The 26,044-nt window shown below is 52.5% G+C and carries 25 protein-coding genes and 1 tRNA gene; 10 read left to right on the top strand and 16 right to left on the bottom strand.

The features are described 5' to 3' along the window. Positions 1-206: 206 nt before the first annotated feature. The 5 genes from ACJHVI_RS05235 to ACJHVI_RS05215 all read right to left on the bottom strand — a co-directional run bounded on the left by ACJHVI_RS05235 (position 207) and on the right by ACJHVI_RS05215 (position 4,018). A complete protein-coding gene (locus ACJHVI_RS05235) occupies positions 207-452 on the bottom strand; it encodes a hypothetical protein (RefSeq protein ID WP_483183600.1) in 246 nt (81 codons plus the stop codon). A gap of 62 nt (positions 453-514) precedes the next feature. Continuing rightward, on the bottom strand, positions 515-1,279 hold the full coding sequence (gene hisF, locus ACJHVI_RS05230) for an imidazole glycerol phosphate synthase subunit HisF (protein ID WP_483183599.1): 765 nt from the start codon (positions 1,277-1,279) through the stop codon (positions 515-517). Then, positions 1,276-1,992 carry a glutamine amidotransferase-related protein gene (locus ACJHVI_RS05225; protein WP_483183598.1) on the bottom strand — a complete coding sequence of 239 codons (717 nt, stop codon included), beginning with the start codon at positions 1,990-1,992 and terminating at the stop codon, positions 1,276-1,278. The genes hisF and ACJHVI_RS05225 overlap by 4 nt, the downstream gene beginning before the upstream one ends. 2 nt (positions 1,993-1,994) lie before the next feature. After that, a complete protein-coding gene (locus ACJHVI_RS05220; RefSeq protein ID WP_483183597.1) occupies positions 1,995-2,852 on the bottom strand; it encodes a 23S rRNA (adenine(2030)-N(6))-methyltransferase RlmJ in 858 nt (285 codons plus the stop codon). After that, positions 2,846-4,018, bottom strand: coding sequence for an acetylornithine/succinylornithine family transaminase (locus ACJHVI_RS05215; protein ID WP_483183596.1), 1,173 nt, complete (start codon positions 4,016-4,018; stop codon positions 2,846-2,848). The genes ACJHVI_RS05220 and ACJHVI_RS05215 overlap by 7 nt, the downstream gene beginning before the upstream one ends. A gap of 66 nt (positions 4,019-4,084) precedes the next feature. On the opposite strand from ACJHVI_RS05215, the gene grxD reads away from it, so the two are divergent. Then, positions 4,085-4,408 carry a Grx4 family monothiol glutaredoxin gene (gene grxD, locus ACJHVI_RS05210; protein ID WP_115218624.1) on the top strand — a complete coding sequence of 108 codons (324 nt, stop codon included), beginning with the start codon at positions 4,085-4,087 and terminating at the stop codon, positions 4,406-4,408. A gap of 37 nt (positions 4,409-4,445) precedes the next feature. On the opposite strand, the gene epmA is transcribed toward grxD, so the two are convergent. From epmA to ACJHVI_RS05190, 4 genes are all read right to left on the bottom strand, one after another. After that, entirely contained in the window at positions 4,446-5,366 is a 921-nt protein-coding gene (epmA, locus tag ACJHVI_RS05205; protein ID WP_483183595.1) for an EF-P lysine aminoacylase EpmA, read from the bottom strand. A gap of 47 nt (positions 5,367-5,413) precedes the next feature. Next, positions 5,414-6,724, bottom strand: coding sequence for an NCS2 family permease (locus ACJHVI_RS05200; RefSeq protein WP_483183594.1), 1,311 nt, complete (start codon positions 6,722-6,724; stop codon positions 5,414-5,416). Between the two features lie 70 nt (positions 6,725-6,794). Further along, positions 6,795-7,406: a pseudouridine synthase gene (locus tag ACJHVI_RS05195; RefSeq protein WP_483183593.1), complete on the bottom strand. Its 612-nt coding sequence runs from the start codon at positions 7,404-7,406 to the stop codon at positions 6,795-6,797. 69 nt (positions 7,407-7,475) lie between these two features. After that, complete coding sequence (locus ACJHVI_RS05190; RefSeq protein ID WP_483183592.1) at positions 7,476-7,619, bottom strand: entericidin A/B family lipoprotein; 144 nt, start codon at positions 7,617-7,619, stop codon at positions 7,476-7,478. A 300-nt stretch (positions 7,620-7,919) separates the two neighbouring features. Between ACJHVI_RS05190 and ACJHVI_RS05185 the strand changes: the two genes are divergently transcribed. The 6 genes from ACJHVI_RS05185 to ACJHVI_RS05160 all read left to right on the top strand — a co-directional run bounded on the left by ACJHVI_RS05185 (position 7,920) and on the right by ACJHVI_RS05160 (position 12,727). After that, a complete protein-coding gene (locus ACJHVI_RS05185) occupies positions 7,920-8,927 on the top strand; it encodes an amino acid ABC transporter substrate-binding protein (RefSeq protein ID WP_483183591.1) in 1,008 nt (335 codons plus the stop codon). A gap of 130 nt (positions 8,928-9,057) precedes the next feature. Continuing rightward, positions 9,058-9,471: an HIT family protein gene (locus ACJHVI_RS05180; RefSeq protein ID WP_483183590.1), complete on the top strand. Its 414-nt coding sequence runs from the start codon at positions 9,058-9,060 to the stop codon at positions 9,469-9,471. 2 nt (positions 9,472-9,473) lie between these two features. Further along, a complete protein-coding gene (gene argC, locus ACJHVI_RS05175; protein ID WP_483183589.1) occupies positions 9,474-10,517 on the top strand; it encodes an N-acetyl-gamma-glutamyl-phosphate reductase in 1,044 nt (347 codons plus the stop codon). 9 nt (positions 10,518-10,526) lie between these two features. Beyond that, the gene (gene folD / locus ACJHVI_RS05170) at positions 10,527-11,399 is read left to right on the top strand and encodes a bifunctional methylenetetrahydrofolate dehydrogenase/methenyltetrahydrofolate cyclohydrolase FolD (protein WP_483183588.1); all 873 of its coding nucleotides are present in this window, start codon (positions 10,527-10,529) and stop codon (positions 11,397-11,399) included. Between the two features lie 17 nt (positions 11,400-11,416). Next, positions 11,417-11,950 (top strand): flavodoxin, encoded by a 534-nt coding sequence (locus ACJHVI_RS05165; protein WP_483183587.1) that lies wholly within the window; start codon positions 11,417-11,419, stop codon positions 11,948-11,950. Beyond that, the gene (locus ACJHVI_RS05160) at positions 11,951-12,727 is read left to right on the top strand and encodes a metallophosphoesterase (protein WP_483183586.1); all 777 of its coding nucleotides are present in this window, start codon (positions 11,951-11,953) and stop codon (positions 12,725-12,727) included. It abuts the gene before it with no gap. A gap of 199 nt (positions 12,728-12,926) precedes the next feature. Here the strand turns inward: ACJHVI_RS05160 and hrpA are convergent, their stop codons facing one another. The 6 genes from hrpA to fdnG all read right to left on the bottom strand — a co-directional run bounded on the left by hrpA (position 12,927) and on the right by fdnG (position 23,671). Continuing rightward, positions 12,927-16,841 (bottom strand): ATP-dependent RNA helicase HrpA, encoded by a 3,915-nt coding sequence (hrpA, locus tag ACJHVI_RS05155; protein ID WP_483183585.1) that lies wholly within the window; start codon positions 16,839-16,841, stop codon positions 12,927-12,929. Positions 16,842-17,190: 349 nt separating this feature from the next. Beyond that, positions 17,191-18,081 carry a hypothetical protein gene (locus tag ACJHVI_RS05150; RefSeq protein WP_483183584.1) on the bottom strand — a complete coding sequence of 297 codons (891 nt, stop codon included), beginning with the start codon at positions 18,079-18,081 and terminating at the stop codon, positions 17,191-17,193. Further along, positions 18,078-18,884 (bottom strand): formate dehydrogenase accessory sulfurtransferase FdhD, encoded by an 807-nt coding sequence (gene fdhD, locus ACJHVI_RS05145; RefSeq protein WP_483183582.1) that lies wholly within the window; start codon positions 18,882-18,884, stop codon positions 18,078-18,080. The genes ACJHVI_RS05150 and fdhD overlap by 4 nt, the downstream gene beginning before the upstream one ends. Before the next feature lie 54 nt (positions 18,885-18,938). After that, the gene (locus tag ACJHVI_RS05140) at positions 18,939-19,610 is read right to left on the bottom strand and encodes a formate dehydrogenase subunit gamma (RefSeq protein ID WP_483183581.1); all 672 of its coding nucleotides are present in this window, start codon (positions 19,608-19,610) and stop codon (positions 18,939-18,941) included. Continuing rightward, positions 19,610-20,536 carry a formate dehydrogenase subunit beta gene (gene fdxH / locus ACJHVI_RS05135; protein WP_483183580.1) on the bottom strand — a complete coding sequence of 309 codons (927 nt, stop codon included), beginning with the start codon at positions 20,534-20,536 and terminating at the stop codon, positions 19,610-19,612. Before fdxH ends, ACJHVI_RS05140 begins: the two co-directional genes overlap by 1 nt. 18 nt (positions 20,537-20,554) lie before the next feature. Then, positions 20,555-23,671: a formate dehydrogenase-N subunit alpha gene (fdnG, locus tag ACJHVI_RS05130; protein WP_483183579.1), complete on the bottom strand. Its 3,117-nt coding sequence runs from the start codon at positions 23,669-23,671 to the stop codon at positions 20,555-20,557. Between the two features lie 209 nt (positions 23,672-23,880). Between fdnG and ACJHVI_RS05125 the strand changes: the two genes are divergently transcribed. The 3 genes from ACJHVI_RS05125 to ACJHVI_RS05115 all read left to right on the top strand — a co-directional run bounded on the left by ACJHVI_RS05125 (position 23,881) and on the right by ACJHVI_RS05115 (position 25,485). Continuing rightward, a complete protein-coding gene (locus ACJHVI_RS05125; RefSeq protein ID WP_483183578.1) occupies positions 23,881-25,014 on the top strand; it encodes a cysteine desulfurase family protein in 1,134 nt (377 codons plus the stop codon). A 92-nt stretch (positions 25,015-25,106) separates the two neighbouring features. Next, positions 25,107-25,193: transfer RNA gene (locus ACJHVI_RS05120), tRNA-Leu, on the top strand. A gap of 88 nt (positions 25,194-25,281) precedes the next feature. Beyond that, on the top strand, positions 25,282-25,485 hold the full coding sequence (locus tag ACJHVI_RS05115; protein ID WP_483183577.1) for a hypothetical protein: 204 nt from the start codon (positions 25,282-25,284) through the stop codon (positions 25,483-25,485). Between the two features lie 33 nt (positions 25,486-25,518). On the opposite strand, the gene ACJHVI_RS05110 is transcribed toward ACJHVI_RS05115, so the two are convergent. Then, positions 25,519-26,044 (bottom strand): IS30 family transposase (locus tag ACJHVI_RS05110; RefSeq protein WP_483183576.1); only part of this gene is annotated, 526 nt, incomplete at its 5' end.

Here is a 26,044-nt window from a genome sequence, read left to right as displayed (position 1 = left end):
GCAAATGGTGTTGAAGGTGATGTGTTTGAATTTGTTGAAAGCAGCCAATAAGTTAAGGCTAATAGCACCTATTGCTGCCTGAAAAGGCGGTAAGCAGCCTGAAATGGGCTGTTTAATCAGGATGAATGGGTAAAATTTGGGTAGATATTGCCATTTTTCTTAAAAACCCCAAAACAACTTAAATGCTTTGAGGTTTTGCAAAGGTTTCAGGTTGGGCGCGCAACGGCGAGACGGCTTTGTCGCTCAAATTGGGCAAGCAAAGCTATGTTCTGCCTTATGTGTTTGCTAGCAATGAGAGCGGCGCGATAGAGTTTATGGCGCTGCAAGGCAGGGCTTTGTGCTAGCTTGCCGATTACACCGCAGACAGATTGGTGGCGCAGCATGGTTTGCTGGAGGTCTTGGCGGATGTTGCCTTTCCCAGCTACGATGTGTCGATGCTGTATGCGGCGCATCGTTATCCTTCCAGCATTGTGCGGGCTTTTGTCGATTTTATCAGGGCAAAAACGCTTGAATCTTAGCGCACGCTGATGCTTGCCGCGCGCATATAGTCTTTGGCTTGCGCGATGCTGTATTCGCCGAAATGGAAGATGCTGGCGGCAAGCACGGCATCGGCTTTGCCGATAGTGATGCCGTCCACAAGATGTTGCAGATTGCCGACGCCTCCGCTGGCGATAATGGGGATTTGCACTTCGGCGGCGATACGGCTTAAGAGGGCGTTGTCAAAGCCTGCTTTGGTGCCGTCTCTGTCCATACTGGTTACAAGCAGTTCGCCGGCGCCGTATGATGCCATGCGGCTTGCCCATTCGATTGCATTGAGCTCGGTTTGGCGGCGACCGCCGTGGGTGAAGATGTGCCATTGTTCGGGCGCGGTTTGTTTGGCATCAATGGCGACAACGATACATTGATTGCCGAAATGCTCGGCGGCTTCCCGTACAAATTCGGGCTGTTGCACGGCGGCGCTGTTGATGGCGACTTTATCCGCACCGGCGTTTAGCAATTGGCGGATATCGTCTAATGTGCGCACGCCGCCGCCGACGGTCAGCGGAATAAAGACTTTACCGGCGACTTGCTCGACCATGTGCAGGGTGGTGCGGCGTTCGTCGGAGGTGGCGGTGATGTCGAGAAAGGTCAGTTCGTCCGCGCCTTGTTCGTTGTAGCGTTGGGCGGCTTCGACGGGGTCGCCGGCATCGCGGATATTGACGAAATTGGTGCCTTTGACGACGCGACCGTTATTTACGTCAAGACAGGGGATGATGCGTTTGGCGAGTTGGGTGTTCATGAATGGTCCTTGGGGTCTTGTAGCCAGTGGGCGAGGAAATCGTCTAACCATGCGCTGATGGCGGGGGTGTAGGTGTCGATATCGCGAATTTGGGCGCGAACGGTTTGTGCGCCCGGTCCTGCCAGTTCTTCGGGGTCGCGTTGGTGCCAGTATTGGATTTGTTCCGGCGTGGCTTCGGGGTGGAATTGAAAGCCGTAGGCGCGTTCGCCGAGGCGGAAGGCTTGGTTGGGATATAAATCGCTGGCGGCGAGTTTGACGGCGTGTTCGGGAATGGTAAAGCCTTCATTGTGCCATTGAAAGAATTTTTCAGGGGCATTGGCAAAGATGTCTTCAAAGCCTTCAAGGGTGGGATAAAGATTGTAGTAGCCGATTTCTACATAGTGTTTGTGATGGCGCGTAACGGTGCCGCCGAAGGCGCGGGCAAGGAGTTGTCCGCCGAGGCAGATGCCGAGATAGGGTTTGCCGGCTTCCACGCTGCGCCGTATCCAGCGGATTTCTTCATGCAGGGCAGGCAGAACGGTGTCGCAGTCATTGACGCTCATTTTGCCGCCGAAGACGACGGCGGCATCGTAGCTGTCGAGTTCGGGCAGGCTTTGTCCGTGCAGGGGGCAGCAGATGGAAAGCTGATGCCCTGCGGCGGAGAGTTTTTCGCCGACCAGCCCCGTGAAGCCTTGCGGATTATGCAGAAGAATTTGAATGCGTTTCGGGTTCATGTTTAGCGGCTGTGGGACTGAAGAATAAAATCCGCGTCGACGTCTTGGGCAAAGTATTGTTTCAAATCGGCGGCGCAGTCGGCAAGGGTTTGGCTGAGAGTATAGGGTGGGTTGTAAATCATCATGGCGCTGCCGTACATGCCGAAGCCTTTGTCGCTGGGCGCGCAGACGCAATGCGTGGCTTGGAGATAGTCCAGTTGATAATGCTGCGCAAGGGCGGGCAGACTGTGAATAAGCTGGTGCGTGCCTTGATGGCTTAAGAGCGGATACCAGACCAAGATGCAGGCCTGCGGAAAGCGCGCAAAGGCTTTTTTCAAGCTGTGTTCAAGGCGTTGGCAGTCGTTTTTGTCTTCATAGGGCGGGTCGATTAGGACGACGGCGCGGTGTTGCGGTGGCGGCAATGCCGCTATCAGGCTTTGAAAGCCGTCGCTTTGTTCGATGAGATTGCGGCGCGGTCGCAGGCGGCGGATATTGGCTGCTAATTGCGGATAGTCGCTGGGGTGCAATTCGCAGGCACGCAGACTGTCGCCGGGGCGCAGCATCTGCGCGGCAATCCACGGCGAACCTGCCACGCTGTGGGCAGGGGCTTGCGCTAGCCAGCTTTGCATGTCTTGCGCAAATGCCGCCAATGGCGCGGCTAGGGATGCGGCTTGGAATAAGATGTCCATGCCGCCGGCGTATTCGCGGTTTTCGCCCAAACGCGGATCTTGGCGTTGATAGAGTCCTGCGCCGGCATGGGTATCGAGATAAAGAAAGGGCTTATCTTTGCGTTTGTAATAGTTCAGCACTTCATATAGGCAGAAGTGCTTGAGAACGTCGGCAACATTGCCGGCATGGAAATGGTGGCGGTAACTTAGCATGTGCTGAGGATTTGATAGAGTTTTTCGACTAATTCGTCTGCGTGTTCGGGCTTGAAAATCAGCGGCGGCAGAAGACGGATGACTTTTTCCGCGGTAACGTTAAAAATAACGCCTTTATCCAAGCCTTTTTCCACTAATTGCGGCACAGGCTGTTGCAGCTCGATGCCGATCATTAAGCCTTGTCCGCGAATTTCTTTGAGCAGAGGCAAATCGCCCAGACGCTGCTGCAATTGACGGCGCAAATAGTCGGCGGTCGTTTGCACGTGCTCGGCGATATGATCGCGCTGATAGATGTCTAGGGTTTTATTGACAACAGACATGACTAGCGGCGTGCCGGCAAAGGTCGAGCCGTGCAAGCCGGCTTGGAAATATTCCGCTGCTGCGCCGCGCGCCGCACAGGCACCGACCGGCAGTCCGTTGCCTAAACCTTTGGCAAGCGTGATGATATCAGGCTGAATGTCGTAATGCTGATAGCCGAACCATTTGCCGCTGCGGCAGATGCCGATTTGCACTTCATCGCAAATTAGCAGCCAGCCGCGTTCGTCGCATAGTTGGCGGATATGGCGCAAATAGTCTTTATCTACAGGATGAATACCGCCTTCGCCCTGCAAACATTCCAACATGACCGCTACGATATCGGGACGGTAGCGCTGCGCTTCAACGGCGGCAATGTCATTAAAGGGAAGATGGATAAAATCATTAAGATGCGGTTCAAATCCGCGGCGGATTTTGGGATTGGCGGTTGCCGCCATGGCGCCGAAGGTACGTCCGTGAAAACCGCCGTAAAAGCTGATAATGGCAGGGCGGTCAATGCCTTTTTGTCGCGCGTGCAGGCGGCTTAATTTAATCGCCGCTTCATTGGCTTCCGCGCCGGAATTGCAGAACATCACTTTATCCATGCCGGAAAGGGCGGCGATTTTCTCGGCGGCAGACGCTTGCTCGGGGATTTCAAACAGATTGGAAACGTGCCAGAGGCGTGCCGCTTGTTCGCTGAGGGTCTGCGCTAATTCGGGATGCGCATGTCCCAATCCGCAGACGGCGATGCCAGCAAGGGCGTCAAGATAGGCTTTTCCTGCACTATCAAATAAATAAACGCCTTCGCTGTGCGTAAAGGCAATCGGCAGGCGCGCGTAATTATTCATGAGGGCGGTGGCTTTTGTATTCATAGTGTCGGTTTTAGGGCGAAAAGGAGGTATAGTATGCGCTTTATTGTGTAAATCAAGAGGTATCTTATGGAAACGATCGAAAGAATTAAAGAGCAAATCGGCTCAATGCCCGTATTGCTCTATATGAAAGGCACGCCGGATTTCCCGCAATGTGGTTTTTCCGCTCGCGCGGTGCAGTGCATGAAGGCCGAAGGGCAGCCTTTCGCCTATGTCAATATTTTACAAGACCCTGAAATTCGTGCGGAATTGCCTAAATATGCCAATTGGCCGACTTTCCCGCAATTATGGGTGAAAGGCGAATTGGTAGGCGGCTGCGATATTATCGTGGAAATGCACGAGAGCGGCGAATTGGCGGACTTGCTGAGCGGAATCGAATGGCCGGAGCAATAAATTCTTTGCCACGCCGAAATGCTGAAAAAAGTCCCGACTAGGGACTTTTTTCATATTGAATTTCCTGAATATGCTCGGCATTGCCGGCAATCATCATCAGACGGTCGACGCCCACCGCCACGCCTGCGCAATCGGGCAAGCCTTGTTCAAGGGCTTGCAAAAAGTCTTCGTCGATGGCAATTGGCGGCAATCCCAGCGCAGCGCGTTCGCGGTTATCCGCTTCAAATCGCGCGCGTTGTTCTGCGGCATTGCCGAGTTCGTGAAAACCGTTGCACAGTTCGATGCCGTCGATATAGGCTTCAAAGCGGGCGGCGACCCATTGCCCCGCGGTATTGCGTTCAAGTCTTGCCAATGCGGCTTGTGAGGCAGGGTAGGCATAAACGAATTCAAGACAGTCTTTGCCCAATTGCGCTTCGATATAGTGCGTGAATAGCAAATCCAAATAGCCGTCGCGATCCAGCTGCCATGCGCGGCTTTCGGGGATTTTCTCGCCGCAGAATACAGCTAAATCGGCATCACTGATGGCAAAGCAGTCGATGTGCAGATAATGCTGAAACAGTTCGCCGTAGCTGCTGCGGCGGATATGCAGCGGACGCTTGAGCAGATGCGCGAATAAATCCGCGACTTCCTGCATCAGCTTCGGGAGGTCGAAGCCTAGACGGTACCATTCCAAGAGCATGAATTCTTGGCGGTGTTTGCGTCCCAGTTCTTCGCCGCGAAAGACGTGGCTGAGTTGGTAGATGTCGGGCGCGCCTTGGCAGAGCAAGGTTTTCATGGCGTATTCGGGCGAGGTAATGAGATAGCCCGTATCTGCGGCAAGATTGTGCAGCTGCGCATCGCTGACGCCGTAGGGTCGCAGCAGGGCGGTATCGACTTCAAGCACTTGGGCGGCGGCGAAAAAGGCGCGGATTTCGGCAAGAAATTGGGCGCGAAAGGGGATGAGTTCGGTAATGTTCATATGAATATGGTCATAAAGAAGCCCTGAAGATTCAGGGCTTTTTCTGTTTAAGCGGCAAATTGCGTCGCCATCAGCACGAGGCGGGCAATCAGAATCAGCGTGATGACCCAAACGCTGATAGAAACTTGGTTCATTTTGCTGGTCAGCGATTTAATCACGGCATAGGCGATAAAGCCAAGGCTGATGCCGTCGGCGATGGAGTAGGTCAAGGTCATGCCCATGACGGTAATGGCGGCAGGGGCGGCTTCGCTGATGTCGTTCCAATCGATGTTGCCGAGGGCGTACATCATCAGCACGGAGACGTATAAAATCGCGCCGCTGGTGGCTTCAATCGGTACCATGCCCGCTAAAGGCGAAAAGAAGATGGCACATAAAAAGAAGATGCCGACCGCTACGGCGGTTAAGCCCGTACGTCCGCCGGCGGCAACGCCGGAAGCGCTTTCGATATAGCTGGTGGTGTTGGATGTGCCGAGTGCTGCGCCGACGATGGTCGCACCGCTATCGGCGAGCAAAGCGCGTTTGAGATTGGGGATTTTGCCGTCTGTGGCAATAAGTCCCGCGCGATTGGTCACACCGACGAGTGTGCCGGCGGTGTCGAATAAATCGACGAAGAAAAAGGCGAAAACAACGGAAATCATGCTGATGCTCAGCGCGCCCATGATGTCCATTTGCATGAAAGTAGGGGCAAGCGATGGCGGTGCGGAGATGATTTTTGCGCTAAATTCGGTATGTCCGCAGAGAATGCTGATGATACTGGTGGCAAGAATGGCGATTAAGACACCGCCGCGGATATGGCGCGATTCCAAAACAATGATGAGGAAGAAGCAGAAAAAGGTCATCAGCGGCGTGTAGTGGGTTAGATTGCCCAGCGAAACGAGCGTGGCAGGGTTATCGACGATAATGCCGGTTTGCTTGAAGGCAATCAGCATCAAAAATCCCCCGATACCGGCGGCAATTGCGCGTTTGAGGGTATTAGGAATGGCATTAATCAGCCATTCGCGGATTTTAAACAGGCTGATGAGGATAAAGAGAATTCCGGAGAGAAACACCGCGCCTAAGGCGATTTGCCAGCTTTTGCCCATGCCCAAAACGACCGTGAAAGTGAAGAAGGCGTTCAATCCCATGCCGGGCGCGAGGGCGACAGGGAGATTGGCAACAAATCCCATGATAAAACAACCTACTGCGGCGGCAATACAGGTAGCGACAAATACGGCACCGCTGTCCATGCCCGATTGAGCCAAAATGCTGGGATTAACGAAAATAATGTATGCCATCGTCAGGAAGGTGGTCAAACCGGCGGTAAATTCGGTGCGAGCCGTGGTTTTGTGCGCATCAAGCGCAAATAGTTTGTTGAGCATGATATTTTCCGAGAGAAAAGAAAGTGCTGATTATAGCCGATTATTATCAAATGCTCATCTGCAAGTAAGATTAAAAAGGCAGGGGCGCGTAAAAATGCCGCTGCCTACCTTTGCGGTCGGTAATGCTTAATTGCTGCGCGTGGAGCAAAAGGCGCGGCAGCTGCGCGTCCTGCGGATAGCTGTATAGATTGTCGCCGATAATGGGATGTCCGATTTCCGCCAAATGTACGCGCAGTTGATGACTGCGTCCGGTAAAGGGATAGAGTGCGACGCGGGTACTTTCGCCTTCATAATTTAAGACTTCATAGCGCGTGAGTGCGCTTTTGCCCTGTTCGTAGCAGACCATTTGCCGCGGACGGCGTTCCCAGTCGCAGCGCAGGGGAAAATCGATTTCGCCGCGTGACGCGGCAATATGCCCATGACAAAGGGCTTGATAGGTTTTCTCGGTTTCTCTTTGGGCAAAGCATTGTTTGTAATAGCGTTCCGCATCTTTATGTTTGGCAACGAGAAGCACGCCGCTGGTCGCCATGTCCAGACGGTGCGCCGCCATTGCGCCGGGGTATTGCTGCTTAATCCGCCATTCCACGCTGTCTTGCTTGTCCGCGCCGCGTCCGGGTACGGAAAGCAAACCTGCAGGTTTGTCCACGACCACAATGTCGGCGTCTTCAAAAATAATATCCATAAGGCGGTGTTCACATCAGAATGTCATAAAAAAAGCGCGATGAACGCGCTTTTTTTCGAGCTCAGCGGATTAGTTGGTCGCGCCGGTGCTGTCTGCTGCATTTTGAATGCCGGAACCGGCTTTTTCCACGTCTTGACCCACACCTTTAACAGTGTTGCAGCCGGCTAAAGCCAGTACGGAAACTAAGCCCAATACAGATAAAATTTTACGCATGATATGCTCCTTTAGGTTGATGTGAAAACAGACTTTACAGTAGCAAAGCTTTTTATTATTCACAAGCAAAATTTTCTAAGCCAAATAGTCAAATAAAGCTCTGGAAAAATATCGGTTTGTTAAATAAAAATATTTTCTTTGAGGCTTTATTTGTTGTTTTATCAAAAGCAGATTAAGAATGAACGATTTTGCACGTGTATTCACAAATGCTTATGAAAAATAGGCATAAGCCTCTATTTTTATCAGGCAAGCGGCAAAGAATATGGCACAATGCCCGCCTCGATTGTCTAGGAGGATATTATGAAGAAAATTTTACCGCTTGCCCTATGCTTAGCCGCTTGGCATACGACGGCTCAAGCCGCCACGATTGACGACATCAAACAACGCGGCGAATTGCGCTGCGGCGTAACTCAAGCCTTGGCAGGTTTTTCGGTTGCCGATGATAAGGGCAATTGGACGGGTTTGGACGTGGATTATTGCCGCGCGATTGCCACAGCGATTTTTGATGATCCGAATAAAGTGACTTTCCGCCCGACTTCTTCCAAAGAGCGTTTTACCGTTTTGCAATCAGGTGAGATTGATGTGCTTGCCCGTGTTACCACATGGACGCTGTCGCGCGATGCGGATTTGGGCTTTGATTTTACCGCTGTGAATTATTATGACGGTCAAGGCTTTATGGTGCAGAAATCTTTAGGCATCAAAAGTATTAAAGAATTAGACGGCGCTTCTATCTGCACCAATACCGGCACTTCCACAGAAGTGAATATGAGCGATTATTTCAAATCTCACGGCATGAGCTATAAGCCTGTGATTTTTGAAAAATCAGAAGAGGTGAAAACCGCTTATGACAATGGACGCTGCGATGCCTATTCCTCCGATGTTTCGGGTTTGTATGTGCAAAGAAAATTGCTGAAAAATCCTGATGAGCATGTGATTTTGCCGGAAGTGATTTCCAAAGAGCCTTTAGGTCCCTTAGTGCGCCATGGCGATAATCATTTTGCCGATTTGGCGCGCTGGACGCATTTCTGCATGGTTAATGCCGAAGAAATGGGCGTGAGTTCGCAAAATGTGGCGGAAAAACTCAAGAGCGACAATCCTGATGTGCGCCGTCTGCTGGGCTTGGAAGCCAACGGTGCGGAAAAATTGGGCGTCGGTGTAGATTTCTGCCAGCGCATTGTGGCGAAAGTCGGCAATTACGGCGAAGTGTTTGCGAAAAACGTGGGCGCGGATTCCGAGCTGAAAATCGAGCGCGGTTTGAATAAATTGTGGAATGACGGCGGGATTATGTATGCGCCGCCGCTGCGTTAATTGAGATATGTGAAAAAGCCGCTTGTCAGCGGCTTTTTCTTTGCTTTAAATGCAAGTCTTTCGCGTTTTCTGCTCGCTACGGTGCGGGTAAAACTGCTAGAATGCGCCTTTTGCATATCAGGGGAGAATAATGAGCGATACGGTTTTCCACAAAATTCTGCGCGGCGAGATTCCTTGCGCCAAAATTTATGAAGATGCCCATATTTTTGCATTTATGGACGCTTTTCCGCAGGCAAAAGGTCATGCCTTGATTATCGCCAAAGAGGGCGCAGCAAATTTGTTCGAGATGCCGGAGGAGTCTTTGGCGTATATTATCCGTTTTAGCCGCCGTTTGGCGCGTGCGCAGCGGCAAGTTTTTGCTCCCGAGGGGATTCGCGTGATGCAATTCAACGGCGAGGCGGCAGGGCAAACCGTGTTTTACTACCACATGCATTTATTGCCTGTCTATGCGGCACAAAAAGAAGAACAGCATGGCAGCAAAGCGGCGGATTTGGCGGAATTGCAAGCCCAAGCCGCGCAATTGGCGGCAGCTTTAGAGGCGTAATCATGAGCGAAAAGAAGATTCGTGTCGGCATTGTCGGGGCGACAGGCTATACGGGCGCGGAATTGCTGCGCATTTTAGCCGCCCATCCTGCCGTTGAGATTGCCTGCATTACGGCGCGGGCGGAAGTCGGCAAAGCGGTTTCGGAATTGTATGCGCATTTGCGCGGTGTGGTGGATTTGGCTTTTGTCGCTTTGGACGATGAGGCTTTATTGCAATGCGATGTGGTCTTTTTTGCCACACCGCACGGGGTGTGTATGGCGCAGGCGCAGCGCCTGATAGATGCCGGTATTAAGGTGATTGATTTTTCGGGCGATTTCCGTTTGAAAGATACGGCAACTTTTGAACGCTGGTACGGCATGGCGCATAGCGCGCCCGAATTGCTCAAGCAGGCGGTTTACGGTTTGCCGGAATTGCAGCGCGATAAGATTCGCCATGCACGTCTGATTGCCAATCCCGGCTGCTATCCGACCGCCGTACAATTGGGCTTTAAGCCTTTATTGGCGCATGATTTGGTGGAAACTTATCCCTTGATTGCCGATGTCAAATCGGGCGTATCCGGCGCAGGGCGGGCGGCAAAAGTGGCAAATCTGTTTTCCGAGATGGGTGAGAGTTTTCAGGCCTATGCGGCTTCGGGACATCGCCATCAGCCTGAAATCGAACAGGAATTGTCGAAAATCGCAGGAAAAGAGCTGGCGATTACCTTTGTACCGCATTTGCTGCCGATGATTCGCGGCATTGAAGCCACCTTATATGCGGTACTGAAAGATCCGCATGTCGATTTGCAGCAATTATATGCCGATACTTATGCTAATGAGCCTTTTGTAGATGTCTTGCCTGCCGGCGAGCATCCGAGTACGCGCAGCGTGCGCGGCAGCAATATGGTGCGTATGGCGGTGCATCGTTCCGTGGATCAGCGCATGGCGGTGATTACGGTGGTGGAAGACAATTTGGTCAAAGGAGCGGCAGGGCAGGCGGTGCAATGTATGAATATTGTCTGCGGTTTGCCCGAAACTCTAGGTTTGCAACACATCGCTTTGATGCCATAAGGAAGAACTATGACAGCAACAATCATTGACGGCAAGGCATTTGCCGCAGATATTCGCGAGCAAGTGCGCTTGCAAGTAGAAGACAATCTTCAAAAAGGCGGTGTGCGTCCCGGTTTGGCGGTGGTTTTGGTCGGCGACGATGCCGCCAGCGATGTCTATGTGCGCAATAAAGGTATTGCGGCGGAAGCGGTAGGATTTTATAGTGAAACCCATCGTCTACCCGGCGAGACTACCCAGCAGCAATTACTGGATTTGATTCAGAAATTAAATCATAAGCCCTCCATTCACGGCATTTTAGTGCAACTGCCTTTGCCGGCGCATCTGGATAAAGAAGCCGTGATTGCCGCGATTGCACCGCATAAAGATGTGGACGGTTTTCATCCGCACAATGTCGGCAAATTGTGGCTGGGCGAAAAAGATTGCCCCGTGCCTTGCACGCCTCTCGGCTGTTCTTTGATTTTAGAACACCATTTGGGCAGCAATTTGGAGGGTAAAAAAGCGGTGGTTATCGGTGCGTCTAATATTGTCGGCAAACCGATGGCGGCTTTGCTGATGCGGATGCGCGCCACCGTAACGGTTTGTAATTCCAAAACGCCGAATTTGCCGGAAGTCGCGCGGCAGGCGGATATTTTAGTGGTGGCGGCAGGCAGAGCGGAATTAGTCAAAGCCGATTGGATTAAGGCAGGAGCGATAGTGCTGGATGTGGGCATTAACCGCATTGAGAAAGACGGCAAAGCGCAATTGGTCGGCGATGTCGATTTCGCCGCCGCCAAAGCGGTTGCAGGCGCAATCACGCCCGTGCCGGGCGGCATCGGGCCGATGACTATTGCCTGTCTGCTACGCAACACCTTGCAATTGCAACAATTATCAACACAGATGTAAATAAACAGAGGAATACCATGAGCGAAGAAATCGGACTCTTCTACGGCAGCACTACCGGCATGACCGAAGACGTGGCGTTTAAAATTGAGAAAATTGCCCAAGAAAAACACGGCATCACACTCACGCCGATCAATATTATTGATTTGGACGACCCTAACGATATGTTTTTATACAATAAACTTATAGTCGGACAGCCGACATGGAATTACGGCGAATATCAAGACGATTGGGAAATGGTGGTGGATAAAATCGCTGCTGCCGATTTGCATGGCAAAACCATTGCCATGTTCGGTTTGGGCGATCAAGTCGGTTATCCGGAATATTTCCTTGATGCTATGGGCATGTTGGCAGAACAATTTGCCGCGCAGGGCGCGAGCTTTATCGGTGAATGGCCGACCGAGGGTTATAAATTCGAAGCCTCTAAAGCCCTGTTGAAAAACGGTAATTTCCTAGGGCTCGGCATTGATGAAGATTCGCAGCCCGAGCTGACCGACGAGCGCCTTGAAGCCTGGCTGGCGCAAATTCTGCCGCAATTCGCCGCTTTACCCTAAATGAACATTGCACTTCACAGCGATTTGCATACCGAAGTAAGCCTATGCGAATTGCAGGGCTTGGCGCAGGCGGATGTATTGCTGTTGGCGGGCGATATCGGCGATATGCAGACCTTGCCGCAGTTTTTCTACAAGCTGCGCCAACAAGCACCGCAACTCACGGTGCTGTATATTCTGGGCAATCACGAACATTGGTATCTGCAATGGGAGCAGGGCTTGGCGGAGTACCGCCGCCTTGCCGCCGACTATGATATCCGCCTATTGGAAAACGAATCCCTCATCATCGATGATGTGCTGTTTTGCGGCACAACCTTATGGACGGATTTCGCTCTAGCCGGCGATGCGGCGAGCAGCATGGATTGGGCGCGGGATAACATACCGGATTTTCATTTGATTCAAAGCGGTTTCAGCGCATTCTCGCCGGAAGACATGTTGGCGGAACATCAGGCGGCGCGGCAATTTTTGCATGATGCCTTGACGCAGCATCAGAGCTTGCGCAAAAAAGTCGTGTTCAGTCATTTTCTGCCGGCGAAAGAGCTGGTCGGCAAGCAATACGGCTACAGCCAAGAGGCATTGATGAAAAGTGCTTATTGGAGCAGCGATTTGCCGGAATTATATGCCCTTGCCGATGTCTGGGCATATGGGCATAGTCATGAAAATATCGAATGCACGCTGGGGTATACGCGCTTTATCAGCAATCAGCGCGGTTATTTTAGCGAATATAACCGCTATCGCCCCTCGAGCGGTTATCGTCCGGATTTTATGCTGGAGATTTAAGCAGCTGTATGCTTCATTCATACCGTGTATAGTCAAAGATTTCAAAAAGAGTTACAGTTTTGATTCATTTTGCTGTACTCTCTATAACGCTCGCAGCTTGATATTTTGTGTCACTTTTTCAGTTCTTCGACTATAATATGTTTTGAACATATATATTGAATGAATTTAGCGCTCATAACATCAATGTCTATGCCGCCTGCTATTCCTTGCCATGCGGCAATTTCTCTGCCAAGTCCGCCAATATTTTTTCCGATATTTTGCCTTTGCTGCCGATTTCTTGGGCGAAGGTTTGGATGCGGTATTCTTCCAAGGCATAGGCATAGGCGATCAGTGCGGCGTTTTGGCTGTCGCTCGGCTTACTGATGCCCTGCTGAGTCAGGCTCTTATCCAGCAATGCTTGCCAAGGATTGAGGACGGATTGGCGCATGGCGTCTTTCAGCGGTTCGCGTTCGAGTTTGTCCAGACGCAGATTGGCGGCTTTGATGTAGCGCAAGAGGTCGGGCAGTTTGGCGGCGGCGGTTTGGCGGATAAAGTCGGGGAAGACGAGACGTGCGATTTGTGCGCTGATGTCGGCTTTGGCGCTTTTGTGTTTGCATTGGTGCAGGCGTTCGTTCAGGCGGCTGTATTCGCTTAGTAATTGGCTGAGTTGGGCGGCGAGTTCGTTGCCGGCGCTGATGAGGTGTTTTTCGCCTTGCGCCAGCGCCGCATCAAATTGGCTTTGGCTGCGCAGGGCTTTGCCCTCGCTGAGGCAGACGCGCTCAATCAGTGCCATGAAGATGTCGTCAGCCAGCAGATTGTCATGACTGATTTTGCGGTAGTGCAGGCTCATGGTATTGAGTTGCGGCAGGTTTTTTTTGAGGTATTTGCCTTGGCTGCCGAGTTTTTGTGCGAGCAGGTGGCGCAGTCCTTCATGGTGGGCGCGGGCGGCTTGTTCGGGGTTGTCATGCAGACGCATGAAGAGTTGCCCTTTTTCCAGCGTGAGGGCAGGGTAGCCGATGATGCCGCCGGCCATTTTTTCGCTGTCGGGCAGTTGCGTCCATTGCCAGTCTTGCACGGGCTGTCCATCTGCCAGTTTGCTGCGGCTGCGTTCTTGGAATTGGGCGGCGGCTTGCGCTTGGTAGCGGGCTTTGAGGGCGGCTAGGTCGCGACCTTCGGCAAGGGGGCGTTTGCGCGGATCGAGGAGGCGGAAGTTCATGCGGTAATGTGCTTCGAGTTTGCTTTCGTCAAAGTCTTCTAGGGGAATGCGCAGTCCTTTCATTTGCCAGATGCCGTCCGAGAGGGCTTGCGCTAAGGGCGCGGCGCTGTCTTGCAGGCGTTCGTGCAGGGCACGGGCGAAGTCGGGTATGGGGACGAGTTGCCGCCGCCAGACTTTGGGTAGGCGGCGTAGCAGGGCTTCGATTTTTTCTTCCAGCATCGCTGGCACGAGGCGTTCAAAATCTTCGGTTTCCAAGGCATTGAGTGCGGTCAGCGGCACAAGAACGGTAACACCGTCGGTTTCGCTGCCGGGGTCGAATTGGTATTGGAGCTGGAAACGTTGTCCGCGAATGTTGATGTGTTCCGGATATTCTTGTGCCGAGATGTCGGCTTCGTTTTGCAGCAGGTCGGAGGCCTGCATTTTCAGCGCGGCTTCGCCTTTTTGCTTCGCCCATTGTTCTAGGCTGACGACGGAATGGACTTTTTCCGGCAGGCGCTGGAAATAGAAGTCAGCAAGGGCTTGTTCGTCAATCAGGATGCCGCGACTGCGGGTTTTGTCTTCCAAGGTTTGCAGTTCTTGCCAGAGGGCGATGTTTTCCGCAATGACGCTGAGGCGGCTGTGGATTTCGCCGGTCACTAGGGCTTCTTGCACGAAGATGTCGTGGGCAAGGGCGGGATTTTGTTTGGCAAAGGGTTTTTTACGTCCTGCCACAATCGGCAGACCGTAGAGCAGCAGGCTTTCTTCCGCCATGACGTTGCCGGCTTTTTTGCTCCAATGCGGATTGCTGTATTGCCGTTTCGTGATATGGGCGGCGAGGTGTTCCAGTTCGTGCAGTTCGATGGAGGCGCAGTGGCGGGCAAAGACGCGGTTAATTTCCACAATGCTTGCCGCCATGATGGCTTGTGGGCGCTGTTTTGCCAAGACGCTGGCGGGGAAGATGGAGAATTTGCGGTGGCGGGGACCGGTGTAGTCTTTGTTTTGTTCGTCCCAGAGTCCGACTTGGTCGAGAAAGCCTGCCAGTAAACTGCGGTGAAGGAGCGGCAGATGCGGATTGTCGAAGTCGAGACTGCCTTTGCTGCCTTCGACGAGATTATCTTGTTGGCGGCGGTTGGGCGCAGGTTTGAAATCATTGATGCGCAGTTTTTGTTGGTGGGCATCGCGCATGAGTTGATTGGTGAGTTCGCGCCATTCGCGCATACGTTGTGCATTGAGAAAGTAGTGTTTGCACCAAGCACGGAGCTTGTTGTTGGAATGTTCGCGCCGCGCATTGGAATAGGCGGCAAAGAGATTGAGCAGGGTTTGGAAATCGCTGTGTTTGTCGGCAAATTCCCCTTGGCGCATATCGGCTTGCGCTTCCGCACCAAAGGGACGTTCACGCGGATCTTGAATCGAGAGCGCGGCAATGATGATCAGGGCTTCATGCAGGCAGGCATTGTCTTCGGCGGCATAGACGATGCGGGCAAAGCGCGGATCGACCGGCAGATGCGCCATTTTCTTGCCTAGGGCGGTAAGGCGGTTGTGTTCATCAACGGCGCGTAGTTCGAATAGAAGGCGGTAGCCGTCATTGATTTGCCGCTGGTCGGGGCTGTCCACAAAGGGAAAAGCGGCGATGTCACCCAAATGCAGAATCAGCATTTGCAAGATGACGGCGGCAAGGTTGGTACGCAGGATTTCCGGCTCGGTAAAGGCGGGACGCTGTTTGAAATCTTCTTCGCTATAGAGACGGATACAGACGCCGGCGCTTAAGCGTCCGCAGCGTCCTGCACGCTGATTGGCGGCGGCCTGCGAGATAGCTTCAATCGGCAGGCGCTGGGTTTTGCTGCGTAGGGAATAGCGGCTGATGCGCGCGGTGCCGGTGTCGATGACGTATTTAATCCGCGGCACGGTCAGCGAGGTTTCCGCCACATTGGTGGCTAAGACGATGCGCCGCTTGCCTTTTGGGTGGAAGACGGCGTTTTGTTCGGCCAGCGAGAGACGTCCGAATAAGGGCTGAATCTCGGTATCGCGCAGATTGGCTTTGCGCAGGCTGTCCGCCGCCTCGCGGATATCGCGTTCGGTAGGGAAGAAAATGAGAATATCGCCGCGGCTTTCGTGGTCGAGTTCTTCCACCGCTTGCAGGATATTGTCCTGCATATCGCTGTCGGGCAGCGCTTCGCGGTAGCGGATTTCTACGGGATAGCTGCGTCCGGAGACGTTGATAATCGGCGCATTATTGAAATGGGCGGCGAATTTTTCCGTGTCGATGGTGGCGGAGGTAATGATGACTTTTAAATCGGGGCGCTTGGGCAGCAATTGGCGCAGATAGCCGAGCAGAAAATCGATATTGAGGCTGCGTTCATGCGCTTCGTCAACAATAATAACTTCATATTGCGAGAGAAATTTGTCGGACAGGGTTTCTGCCAGCAGCATGCCGTCGGTCATCAGTTTGACCGCGGTCTGTTCGCTGATTTGCTCGTCAAAACGTACTTGATAACCGATGCTGCTGCCTAAAGCCACGCCCAATTCTTCGGCAATGCGATCGGCAACCGAACGCGCAGCAATGCGTCGAGGTTGCGTATGCGCAATCATGCCCGCCGCGCCCAAGCCCAAATCCAAGCAGATTTGCGGCAATTGCGTGGTTTTGCCCGAGCCTGTTTCGCCGCTGATAATCACGACTTGATGATGCTCAATCAGGCGGCGGATTTCCGCCTGCTTGGCAAGCACCGGTAAATCCGCGCTTAATGCAGGCTTGGGTAATTGCGCCAGCCGCTGCTGGTAAGCGGTATTTGAGAATTGATATTGCTTGAGATATTTCTCGCGCATCTGTTCGGCGGGCAATCCGCGCCGCTCGCGCTGGCGGATTTTATACGCCAAACTGTGCAAAGCATGGCGGTCTTGGCAAAGAATATGGGAAAAATCTTGGGGAAGGCTGGTAGTCATGAAGCGTTTAATGGTGAAAATAAAAACAAATATGGGGCTGATGTAGGCGGCTTCAAGGCTATTGTTGAAAAGTGCATGAGTCCCGCCGAGGGTTCGGCTGCCGTGTTGTCTCTATAGCTTGCAAGAAAAAGACGCTATTTTGCCATGGTTTGCAGGAACCATCGGATGGACTTTGTATAGTCGATTAACATTGTAATGATAGGGTGTTGGCTCATTTTTATTTTAATCGACTATAGTCAAAGAAATGAAAAAGTGATACAGTAATGCTGCTAACAGGTAGCGCAGAGAGTACGGCGAGATGTGTTTAAATTGTAACTCTTTTTGAATTCCTTGACTATATAAAACGTGTTCAGCTTTGGCGGATTAAAAAAGGATTGTAGCCGCCGCGGCTGTAGTCTTTTTCGCCAATCAGGATATCCAAGGCGAGGCTGGCAAGGTCGTCCGCAATCGGGTCGGCAAGCGTTTGTTCGCGCAGGAAGAAGAATTTGCGGTAGTGTTTGCAGCGGTCGCAGCTTTCCGCGCGTGCGCCGCGCAGGGCGCTAGGCAGATGGTGCTTTTCCGCGTTTGAGGCGCTGAGTTGCTGTAATTGCATGCCGGATTGCTGATTGCAGAAGGTGCATTTTGCGCGCAGGGCGTTCCAGCGGCTATTGCAGCGCGGGCAATGCAGGTAGCGCAGATTGTCGTCATCGCCGCCGCTGAGAATGACGGAAGCGACGGCGTCTTCGCCGCAGCAGGGACAATGGCTGCGTTCCTTTACGCTCGGCACATCATCTTCCACCAGTTGGCTGCTCCATGCCGTCCATAGTACTTGCTCAAGGGCTTGCAGCCAGATGTTGTCTTGCGCGGCTTCTGCCGGCATGGCGGATAATTGTGCCGCATGCGCCGCAAGGTTTTGGATTTGGCGGCGGGCTGTTTCGGGCAGAGCGGGATTTTGCAGGAGGGCTTGGCAGAAATCCGGCAGTTGTGCGGCGAGTTTGTCTGACAGCCATGCTTCGTCGCGCGGCAATTGCGCAGGAATGTCACGGATTTTTTCTTGTCGGCTCAGGAATTGGTCTTGCGTTTGGCAGAGTGCCGCCAGCAGATTGAGATAGGCCTGCCAGCTGAGGTCTTGTTCTTCCTGCGCTAAGGCGCTGAAGCGGGCGGCGCGTTTGGCAAAGATGTCGTTCGGCGGGGCGATGAAAAAAGGCTTGTGGAAAAAGGGTTTGGCTTTGATTTCTTCAGGGCTTGGGAGAGTGTTCATGCTTGAATGTGTTCCGGATGGGTGTAGATGTTTTGCTGTTCGGGGCGGGCATAGCCAATCAGGCAGATGCCGCTATGCTCGGCAAGGCGCAGGGCAAGTGCTGTGGCGGCGGAAACGGCGACAAGGCAGGAGATGCCCATGCCGGCGGCTTTGGCAATCATTTCGTAGCTGGCGCGGCTGGAGATAAGAACGGCTCCGTCTTCGGGATTGAAGCCTGTTTGCGCAAGATGTCCCAGCAGTTTGTCGAGGGCATTATGTCTGCCGACGTCTTCGTATAGGGCGAGAATTTCACCTTTGACCGCCCAAGCGGCGGCATGCAGCGAACCTGTTTGGCGGCGCAGGATTTGTGCGGCGTCCATATCTGCAAGGGCGCGCTGAATGTCGCTGAACGGCAGGGGATTGCGGCGCGTAATGGGGGCGATGTCCGGCAAGGCGGCTTGCAAACTGTCGATGCCACATAGTCCGCAGCTGCTGCGTCCGCTCATGTGGCGGCGGCGTTGCTGGAGGAGGTGAAAGCGTTCGCCGGCAATGCGCAGTTCTATGCGCAGGGCTTGGCTGTAGGTATTAAGGGGCTGTTCTTCGATTTGCAGATCGTAGAGTTGCTCGATGCGGCTTAAGATGCCTTCGCTGAGGCTGAAGCCGATAGCGAGTTCGGCAAGGTCTTGCGGGCTTGCCATCAATACGGCGTGCGAGATGCCGTTATAGACGAGGGCAATCGGTACTTCTTCCGCCAGTATGTCTTGGGAAGGGCTGAGCGTTTGTCCTTGGCGGCGGAGAATGGGATGGCTGGAAAGCGGCTGCATATGGCGGAGTCTTGATGAAGCAATTGCCCCGATGAGAGGCAATTGCTTAAGCGTTTAGGAATGAGAGGGCGGCGTCGCGGGCGCGTCCGCCTTATCCGCTTGGGATTGCCGCGCTTTTTCCATCACGGCGCGATACCAGCGCGGATGATGTTTTTCCGCCCATGCTTGAGTGACCACGCCTTCTACCATGGCGCGCAAGGTGCCTTTAATCCACAAGGCGGCATAGACATGCACGATAATGCCGATGATTAAGAGACTGGCGGCGGCAGAATGCACTAATAAGGCAAAGCGGATGACGGGAATGGGGAAATGCGGGGCGAAATAGGGACGCCAAGCAATCAGTCCGCTGAGCAGCAGCAAGACCATGCAGCTTGTCATCAGCCAAAACATCAGTTTTTGTCCGGCATTGTATTTGCCGACATCGCCGACTTCATGATTTTGCATGACTTTGCCGATGTCTTTTAACCATTTTTCGTCTTCTTTATCGAGGAAGTTCAGGCGTGCATAGCGGAAGAATTGGATAAAGAAGCCGACAAACATCAGTACGCCGACCAAGGGGTGCAATACGCGCGCCAATTGCGGCGTGCCGAAAATGTGGGTCAGCCAGAAGAAGGAGGGGTAGAAAAAGCCCAGACCGGAGACGGCGAGCAGGATAAAGCAAAATGCGACAAACCAATGGTTGATGCGTTCGGCTTTGTTGTAGCGTTGGATGAGTGGGCGTTTCATTAGGCTTCCTCCTGTCCTGATAAGACTTTGCCTTCTTTGCTGATGACTTCGGGATTGTCTTCGCCGTCTTCGCGCGTGCGGTTCGGGCCGATGGTGAGGTAGTGCAAGATGCCTGAAGCGGTGGCTGCCACAATGCCCAAGGTAACCAATGGTTTAAGCAGGCTTTTCCACAGTTTGACGGTGGTGCTGATTTTCGGGTTTTTAGGCAGATTGCTGTAGAGCTCCGGCTCGCCGGCATGATGAAGCACATATACTACATGTGTGCCGCCCACGCCTTGCGGGTCGTAAATACCGGCGTTTTCATAGCCGCGCGCCTGCAAATCGCGGACGCGTTCTTCCGCCACGCGCAGCATGTCGGCTTTGCTGCCGAATTGAATCGCGCCTGTCGGGCAGGATTTGGCGCAGGCGGGTTCTTGTCCGACGGCGACGCGGTCGGAGCAGAGGGTACATTTGTATGCGCGGTGGTCGTCGGCGTCCATGCGCGGGATGTTGAAGGGGCAGCCAGAGACGCAGTAGCCGCAACCGATGCAGTTTTCCTGATGAAAATTCACGATGCCGTTGTGATATTGGATAATCGCGCCGGGCGAAGGACAGGCTTTCAAGCAGCCCGGTTCGCTGCAGTGCATACAGCCGTCTTTGCGAATCAGCCATTCCAATTTGCCGTGTTCTTCGGTTTCGGCAAAACGCATGACCGTCCAGCTTTTGGAGGTCAGGTCGATGGGGTTGTCGTAGACGCCGTGGTTGGTGCCGATTTCGTCGCGGATGTCGTTCCATTCCGAGCAGGCGACTTGGCAGGCTTTGCAGCCGATGCAGGTGGTGACGTCGATGAGTTTTGCCACTTCTACTTGATGGTCGCGCGCGGCAGGCGGTGGCATGATGCCGGAGGTTGCCGAGCGGCGTTTGATGTCTAATGATTGCAGTGCCATGATGATGTGCCTTTATATTTATGCTTTTTCAATATTCACGAGGAAGGATTTGAATTCAGGGGTTTGCGTGTTGCAATCGCCGACAAAGGGCGTGAGCGAATTCACGATAAATTGCTTTTGTCCTGAAACGTTTTCCCAACCGCCGTGCAGGGGGATGCCGACTTGGTGCACGGTTTTGCCGTCGATTTGCAGCGGCTTGATGCGTTTGGTTACCACTGCTCTGGCACGTATCCACGCGCGTTTATTGAAAATTTTCACCCAGTCGCCTTTGCGGATGCCTTTTTCCGCCGCCAATTCTTCGCTGATTTCGCAGAATTGTTCCGGCTGCGCGATCATCAGCAATTTGACGGATTTCGTCCAGAATTGGAAATGCTCGGTCAGGCGGTAGGTGGTGCCGACATAGGGGTATTCCTCATGTGTGCCGAAGCGGTCTTTGACGCTGTCGAAGAGGCGCACTGCGGGCGATTGCACCACATTCGGATGCAGCGGATTGGTACCGATTGGCGATTCCATCGGTTCGTAATGTTCCGGGAAAGGCCCGTCCACCATTTTGCGGGCGCAGAATAGACGTCCGACGCCTTCTTCGTTCATGATGAAAGGGTTCATGCCGGAGCCGGGCGGCTCGGTGGCTTTGAAGTCGGCAACGTCCGCGCCGCCCCATTTTTCGCCGTCCCATTTAATAAGGACGCGTTTCGGATCCCAAGGCTTGCCGCTCGGATCGCAGGAGGCGCGGTTATAGACGATGCGGCGGTTCGCCGGCCATGCCCATGCCCAGTAAGGCGTATTGCCTAAGCCGCTGTCGGTGTTGTCGCGGCGGTCCATTTGGTTGCCTGCCTGCGTCCAAGAGCCGGAGAATATCCATGTGGCGCATTCGGTGCTGCCGTCGGCGCGCAATTGATGGAAACCGTCTAATAATTCGCCTTTTTTGCGGATGAGTTTGCCGTCTTGGTCGAATAAATCGGTAAGCGCGTAGCCGTTGGATTCTTTTGCCATTTCTTCGGGCGTGGGCGCATGCGGTTTGGCGTATTTCCAAGACAGTTTGGTAATCGGCTCGGGAGCAACGCCGCCTTCCTGTTCGTACATTTCTTTGAGCAAAAGGTGCAGTTCGCCCAAAATATCCAAATCGGGCAGGGCTTCGCCGGGCGGTTCCGCGCCCGGATGATGCCATTGCAGCCAGCGCGAGGAATTGACAATCGAGCCGGCTTCTTCGGCAAAACAGGGTGTCGGCAGCCGGAAGACTTCCGTGCCGATTTGACTGGGATCAACATCATGCGCTTCGCCGTGGTTTTCCCAGAAAGAAGCGGTTTCGGTTTTGATGGGATCCATCACGACCATGTACTTGAGTTTGGAAAAGGCTTCGGTTACACGATGCGCGTCGGGGAAAGAGCCTTGAGCGTTAAAGCCTTGCACCAGCAAGCCCTGCACTTCGCCCTGATACATGGATTCGGTCAATTGCAAAATGTCGCGCATCTTGTCCCATTTGGGCAGCCAGTCATAGCCCCAATTGTTCTCTTGGGTGGCATTGTCGCCGTACATCCATTTGAGGAAGCTGACAAAGAAAGCCGGCGTGTTTTGCCAATAGTTCAATTGATTGGCTTGCAGGGCTTTGGGCGTCTGCTTGTTGAGATAGTCTTGGAAAGTTTTGTGATTGGTCTCGTTGGGTAAGGTCAGATAACCCGGCAGGGATGTGGAGAGCAGACCCAAATCGGACAAGCCCTGAATGTTGGAATGTCCGCGCAGGGCGTTGACGCCGCCGCCTGCCATACCGATATTGCCGAGCAATAATTGTACCATCGCCATGGTGCGGATGATTTGGCTGCCTGTGGTGTGCTGCGTCCAGCCGAGCGCGTATAAAATCGTGCCGGCTTTATCAGGCGCCGCCATTTCGCCCCAAGCCTCCGCGACTTTGAGGAAGTCTTCTTTGCTAGTGCCGCAAATGCGGTTCATCATATCCAGCGTATAGCGCGAATAATGCTTTTTCAGTTGTTGGAAGACGCAGCGCGGGTCTTGCAGGGTCGGGTCGGTTTTGGCATGACCGTTTTCATCTAGCTCATAGAACCATGTTTCATTATTATAGGTAGGTTGATTAGTATCGATGCGGCTGCTGGTTTCCGGCTGTTTTTCGCCTCGCTTGGTGCGTTCGCTGTCGGGCTGATTGTAGCCGGAAAATAAGCCTTCATGGAAATCATAGCCTTCTTTGACGATAAAGCTGGCATTGGTATAGGCTTTGACGTATTCCCATTGGATTTTGTCGTTTTCAATCAGCCAATTGATTAATGCGCCTAAGAAAGCGATATCGCTGCCTGAACGGATGGGCGCGTAAAAATCGGCAACGGCTGCGGTGCGGTTAAAACGCGGATCGACCACAAAGAGCTTCGTGCCTTTTTTCTTTTTCGCTTCAATCACCCATTTAAAGCCAACGGGGTGGGCTTCCGCCGCATTACCGCCCATAACCATGATGAAATCGGCATTTTGCATATCGCAGAAAGTATTGGTCATCGCGCCGCGTCCGAAGGTGGAAGCCAATGCCATAACGGTCGGACCGTGGCAAACGCGCGCCTGCGCATCAGTGGCGATAATACCTAAAGAACGCATCCATTTCTGCGTCAGAATTCCTGTTTCATTTGAGGAAGCGGAGGCGGTCAGCATGCCTAAAGAAGGCAGACGGTTAACGGTAACGCCCTCGGCATTTTTCTCAATGAAATTGGCGTCGCGGTCGTTTTTGATATGGCGGGCGATGCGTTGCAAGGCTTCGTGCCAAGAAATGCGTTTCCATTCGTCGCTGAAAGGTTCGCGCACTTCAGGATAATGCAGGCGGTTTTCGCTATTGACGAAATCCAACAAAGAAGCGCCTTTGGGACAGAGAGAGCCGCGGCTGACCGGATGGTCGGGATCGCCTTCGATGTGAAAGATTTTCTTTTTCGCGTTTTTGGCGCCGTCGCCCAAACTGTATAAAATTGTACCGCAGCCTACCGAGCAATAAGTGCAGTTGTTGCGCGCTTCAAAAGCGCCGCTGAGTTTGTATTGCCGCACTTCTGCAAAAGCCGGCGCCGGCATGACTCCCATGACCGCTGCGGTGCAAGCGCCTGCACCTGAAGCGGTTACCTTAAAAAATTGTCGACGTGTAACCTTCATGATGATTCCTTTAATAGCTTTCGCTATTAGTTTTTGTCATCGCTTTGCGATGGAATGCGAGTAACTTTTATTAAGCCTCGCTTATTAATTTGCCTCATGCCTAGCTTATCATAAGCATTGCGGCAGTCACGCAGAAAAAATTTACTTAGCATACAAAAATTATCTATCATTGCAGACTGTTTGTGCAGCAAAACAAAGAGTTTAACCGTATGATTTATTTAGATTATGCCGCCACTGCGCCGCTTGACGAACGGGTATACACCGCCATGCAGCCTTATTTTAAGGAACAATTCGGCAATCCCGCTTCCGCTCATGCCTACGGCTGGCGGGCGGAAGAGGCGGTAGAAAAGGCGAGAAGACAAATCGCCCAAGCCATTTGCGCCCAAGCGGCGGAAGTGATTTTTACCAGCGGCGCAACAGAAGCCAATAATCTAGCGCTTAAAGGCTTGGCTGAAGCGCGAGGGCAGGGACATATCATCACGGCGGCGACAGAGCACAGCAGCGTGCTGGAAAGCGCGCGTGCCTTAGAACGGCGCGGCTTTGCGGTCAGTTATTTGCCGGTGCGTCCCGACGGGCAGCTGGAATTGGATGCCTTAGCTGATGGCATTCGCGCCGATACGTTCTTAGTAAGTATTATGTGGGTCAATAATGAGACAGGAATTATTCAGGATATTGCAGGGATTGCGAAAATCTGTCGGCAAAGCGGCGTGTTTCTGCATGTGGATGCCGCGCAAGCTTTGGGCAAGGTGGCAATCAATCTGCAGGAAATACCGATTGATTTACTGAGTTTGTCCGCGCATAAAGCCTACGGACCTAAAGGAGCAGGCGTTTTATATAAGCGGCGGCGCACCGATTTGCGATTGCTGGCGCAAATGCACGGCGGCGCTCAAGAACAGGGTTTGCGCAGTGGCACATTGCCGACGGCGCAAATTGTCGGTATGGGCGAGGCGGCGTATCTTGCCGCTCTTGAGCGCGAACAAGATTGGCAGCACGCAGCACATCTGCGCCAGCGTTTGCTTAGTCATCTGGATTTGTCCTATGTGCAATGCAATCATCAATCTGGCGGCGCGCCGCATTATGTGAACCTGAGCCTGCATGGCATTGTCGAAGAGAATGTATTGGGTCTGATAGAGGGAATCGCCTGTTCCAACGGTTCTGCCTGCGCTTCGGCTTATCTGGCGCCTTCTTATGTCCTGCAAGCTATGGGACTGGACGAGATTTTGGCGCGGCGCAGTTTGCGCCTGAGCTTCGGACGCGGCACGCGCATCGAGGATATCGATACAGCGGGTGCCTATCTTGCTGATTTATTCGTGCAATTGCGAAAAGCGGCAAGAAAAATATGATGAAATTAAAAATACTTAGACGAGTTTAAGTGCAAAAATCAAAAATCCGCTTGCTATTGGCTGAAAAACGCCTATAATGCGCCTCTCACTTAGCCTGAGTGGCGGAATTGGTAGACGCAGCGGATTCAAAATCCGCCGGTGGTGACACCGTAAGAGTTCGAGTCTCTTCTTAGGCACCAAATTTATTAGAGCAGCAAATTATTTGCTGTTTTTTTATTGTTAAAAAATCTTAAATGCTTGTCAAAAAGCAATAGCGGGGTATGTATTATGATGGCGGATTATTATGTCGTGCTAGGTATTGGGATTGATAGCAGCAAAGAGCAGTTAGAAAAAGCAATCTCGGCTTTTGAAGCGAAAGGCGGAAATCCCAGAGAAGCCAAAACAATGAAAGAAACCTTACTCAGCGAAGCAAGTAAAGCAAACTACGATATGTTTTTGCGTCAGAATTATCCAAGTCGTTATGCAAAGTAATTTTGAAAAATTTGTGAATTAAATTTGGCAGATTCAAGCATGAAGTGCAACGCGCCCAAAGCTAGCTTTAACCTCCAATGGCGTCATAAAGCCTAGCACCTTACGAGGACGATTATTCAAATTGTCCTCTATCTCTTTGATGAATTCAGCGCAGAGATTATCAAGTCTCACAGACTTAGGCAAAAATTGCCGAATCAATCCGTTGAGGTTCTCATTACTCCCTCTCTCCCAAGAGTGATAGGGTCTGGCAAAAAATATCTCGGCATTGAGTGCTTCAGCTATCTGTTCATGCCGAGAAAATTCTTTGCCATTATCAAAAGTAATCGTGCAAACCTTTTCAGCATTAAGTATCTCTATACAAGCTTGTGCCACTTGTTCGGCTTTACGATGCTTCAATGCTTTGAGTTTGACTTCTCTTGTTGTTCTTTCTACAAGAGTCACTAATGCTCCTTTGTGCTTATGACCAATGACCGTATCACCTTCATAATCCCCTAAGCGCCTACGCTGTTCTACTATTTCCGGGCGTTCTGAAATATCTACTCTGTTGGGAATGTGCCCG

The sequence above is a fragment of the Suttonella sp. genome, assembly GCF_056855035.1.
The sequence above is the reverse complement of the archived record's forward strand: the minus strand, read 5'-3'. Positions and strand labels throughout refer to the sequence as shown.